The sequence below is a fragment of the Bradyrhizobium sp. P5_C11_2 genome (genome assembly GCF_054049755.1).
Genome location: NZ_JBFULT010000795.1, coordinates 1 through 2,617 on the forward strand (window position 1 = coordinate 1; position 2,617 = coordinate 2,617).

Below are 2,617 nucleotides of genomic sequence, written 5' to 3' on the forward strand. Positions count from 1 at the left end.
GGTCAAGGCGCTGTTCGGCTTCGACGCCATCGTCGGTAACTACGCCAGCCCCTACGCCGCGGGCTCGGCCTATGTGATGCTGCATCACGCCTTCGGCGAGGTGAACGGCAAGAAGGGCGTCTGGGGCCACGCCATCGGCGGCATGGGCGCGATCACGCAGGCGATGGCGCGCGCCGCTCGCGACCGTGGCGTGATGATCGACACGGATGCAGGCGTGCGCGAGGTCCTCGTCGAGCGCGACCGCGCCGTCGGCGTGGTGCTGGAGAACGGCACCACCATTCGCGCAAAATATGTCGCGGCCAACGTCAATCCGAAGCTGCTCTATACGCGGCTGATCGCGGCGGACGCCCTGCCCGCGGATTTCCTCGCCCGCATCCGCCATTGGAAGAACGGCTCCGGCACCTTCCGCATGAACGTGGCGCTGGACCGCCTGCCCTCCTTCATGGCGCTGCCGGGCAATGGCGATCATCTCTCCTCCGGCATCATTTTGGCGCCGAGCCTCGGCTACATGGACCGCGCCTATCTCGATGCGCGCGCGCAAGGCTGGAGCCGCTCGCCTGTCGTCGAGTTGCTGATCCCCTCGACGCTCGACGACACGCTCGCGCCGGAAGGCAAGCACGTCGCGAGCCTGTTCTGCCAGCACGTCGCGCCCGAGCTGCCCGACGGCAAATCCTGGGACGACCATCGCGACGAGGTCGCCGATCTCATGATCGCGACGGTGGACAGCTACGCGCCGGGCTTTGCGGCGAGCGTGCTCGGCCGCCAGATTCTGTCGCCGCTCGATCTCGAACGGCAGTTCGGCCTGCTCGGCGGCGACATCTTTCACGGCGCACTGACGCTGAACCAGCTGTTCTCGGCGCGGCCGATGCTGGGCCATGCCGACTATCGCGGGCCCGTGAGGGGCCTCTACCATTGCGGCTCCGGCGCCCATCCCGGCGGCGGCGTCACCGGCGCCCCCGGCCACAACGCGGCACGGGCGATTTTAAGGGATCACCGGTCGCTGTTTGTAAGCCGTGGATAAGCTTGTGGACGAGCTGTGGAAAGGCTGTCGAGAGGCCTGTGTCCGGGCGGTGGACGTCTGCACGACGCCGGTCGGGCGCTGCACAGGACATGCGGTGGAAAACCGCGGGATAAGGCGGTGGACAGCATCGCACCAGCGGGTGGACAGCCTGTGGACGCCTCGCGAACCGCCCCCATCCAAAAACGACTTCGCCCGCCAGGGGGCAATTCCCCCAACGGGCGTGGTCGAAAACAACCTATGAAGAAACAGCCCCCGCTGGGAAATGGGAGGCAGAAATTACTTCAAGGAACTGCTAATCGAACCGAACTTGTCGTTCAGGGTGGTGCCCAGGCTGTTCACCACGGTAATGATCGCCAGCGCGATACCCGCTGCGATCAGGCCGTATTCGATCGCAGTTGCACCGGATTCATCGGACCAGAACTTCAAAACCATGCGTTTCAAGACTCGCCTCCGTTTCCATTTCAAGCTGTGTTGGCAGGCTCCAACATCCGGAAAAGTACGGTGCGCAACCTACGGTCAGGTTAATCCGGGAACCGCAAGTTATACGGAAAATTGGGAACAAAAGTTCCCAAAATTGAATTCACCGGAACCCTGAGATGCAGCCTTCACCCACCCATCGCGCCAGCTTTTCGATCGGCAATGAGGCCGCCGCCAGGCGCGTCGTCGACGTGCTCACCGAGGTCTTTTTCGATGGCGATGCGGCGGTGGCCGCATTCGAGCGGCCGGATGGCGAATGGGACGTCACGCTGCATTTCGCCGACGCGCCGGATCAGGCATGGCTGCGCGAACTCGTTGTAACCACAGCAGGAAATGAGATCGCCGCAACCCTTGCCTTCGACACGATCGAGGCCAAGGACTGGGTCAAGGCGAGCCTGCAAGATCTCGTCCCGGTGCCGGCCGGCCGCTTCGTCGTGCACGGCAGCCACGACCGCGATCGCGTGGCGCCGAACAAGCTCAAGATCGAGATCGAGGCGGCGCTCGCCTTCGGCACCGGCCATCACGGCACGACGCGTGGCTGTTTACTGCTGCTTGACCATGTCCTGAAAAGCGCGCGGCCGCGGCGCGTGCTCGACCTCGGCACCGGGACCGGCGTGCTGGCGATTGCCGCGGCGAAGGCGCTGCATCAGGCGGTGCTCGCCTCCGACATCGACCCGCCCTCGGTGCGCGTGGCGGCCGAGAACGCAGCGCTGAACGAAACCGGCAACCATGTGCGGGTGATCCGCGCCACCGGCTTCGCCGCGCCGGATTTTGCCACATGCGGCCCGTTCGACCTGGTGCTGGCCAACATCCTTGCCAATCCGTTACGGCAACTGGCGGGGCCAATGACGCGGCACCTCGCGCCGGGCGGGCGCGTCATCCTCTCCGGCCTGTTGACGCACCAGGCGCCCGCCGTGATCGCCGCCTACCGCGCGCGCGGCCTGGTGCCGCTGCGGCACCTGCGGATCGAGGGGTGGAGCAGCCTGCTGCTGCGGAAGATGGGATGAACTGCGCCCGCGACGGTGGTGCGCTCCCTCGCCCCGTTCTTGCGGGGAGAGGGTTGGGGTGAGGGGCTGCTTCTGCAGGAACAGTGAGAGTTGAACTTGCGGAGAGTCCCCC

General features: G+C 65.6%; 3 protein-coding genes. 2 read left to right on the plus strand and 1 reads right to left on the minus strand.

Features of this window, described 5'->3' with window-relative positions; translation table 11 throughout:
• Positions 1-1,021 (plus strand): phytoene desaturase family protein (locus ACXJL8_RS38645; RefSeq protein ID WP_456686775.1); only part of this gene is annotated, 1,021 nt, incomplete at its 5' end.
• A gap of 276 nt (positions 1,022-1,297) precedes the next feature.
• Here the strand turns inward: ACXJL8_RS38645 and ACXJL8_RS38650 are convergent.
• Positions 1,298-1,453: a Flp family type IVb pilin gene (locus ACXJL8_RS38650; protein WP_456622434.1), complete on the minus strand. Its 156-nt coding sequence runs from the start codon at positions 1,451-1,453 to the stop codon at positions 1,298-1,300.
• Positions 1,454-1,617: 164 nt separating this feature from the next.
• Here ACXJL8_RS38650 and ACXJL8_RS38655 point away from each other — a divergent pair, with 164 nt between their 5' ends.
• Positions 1,618-2,505, plus strand: coding sequence for a 50S ribosomal protein L11 methyltransferase (locus tag ACXJL8_RS38655; RefSeq protein ID WP_456622391.1), 888 nt, complete (start codon positions 1,618-1,620; stop codon positions 2,503-2,505).
• The last annotated feature ends 112 nt before the right edge of the window (positions 2,506-2,617 follow it).

Excerpts from the sequence above, each read along its gene's own strand:
- ACXJL8_RS38650 (WP_456622434.1), bottom strand. The coding sequence starts at position 1,453 with ATGGTTTTGAAGTTCTGGTCCGATGAATCCGGTGCAACTGCGATCGAA.
- ACXJL8_RS38655 (WP_456622391.1), top strand. The coding sequence starts at position 1,618 with ATGCAGCCTTCACCCACCCATCGCGCCAGCTTTTCGATCGGCAATGAG.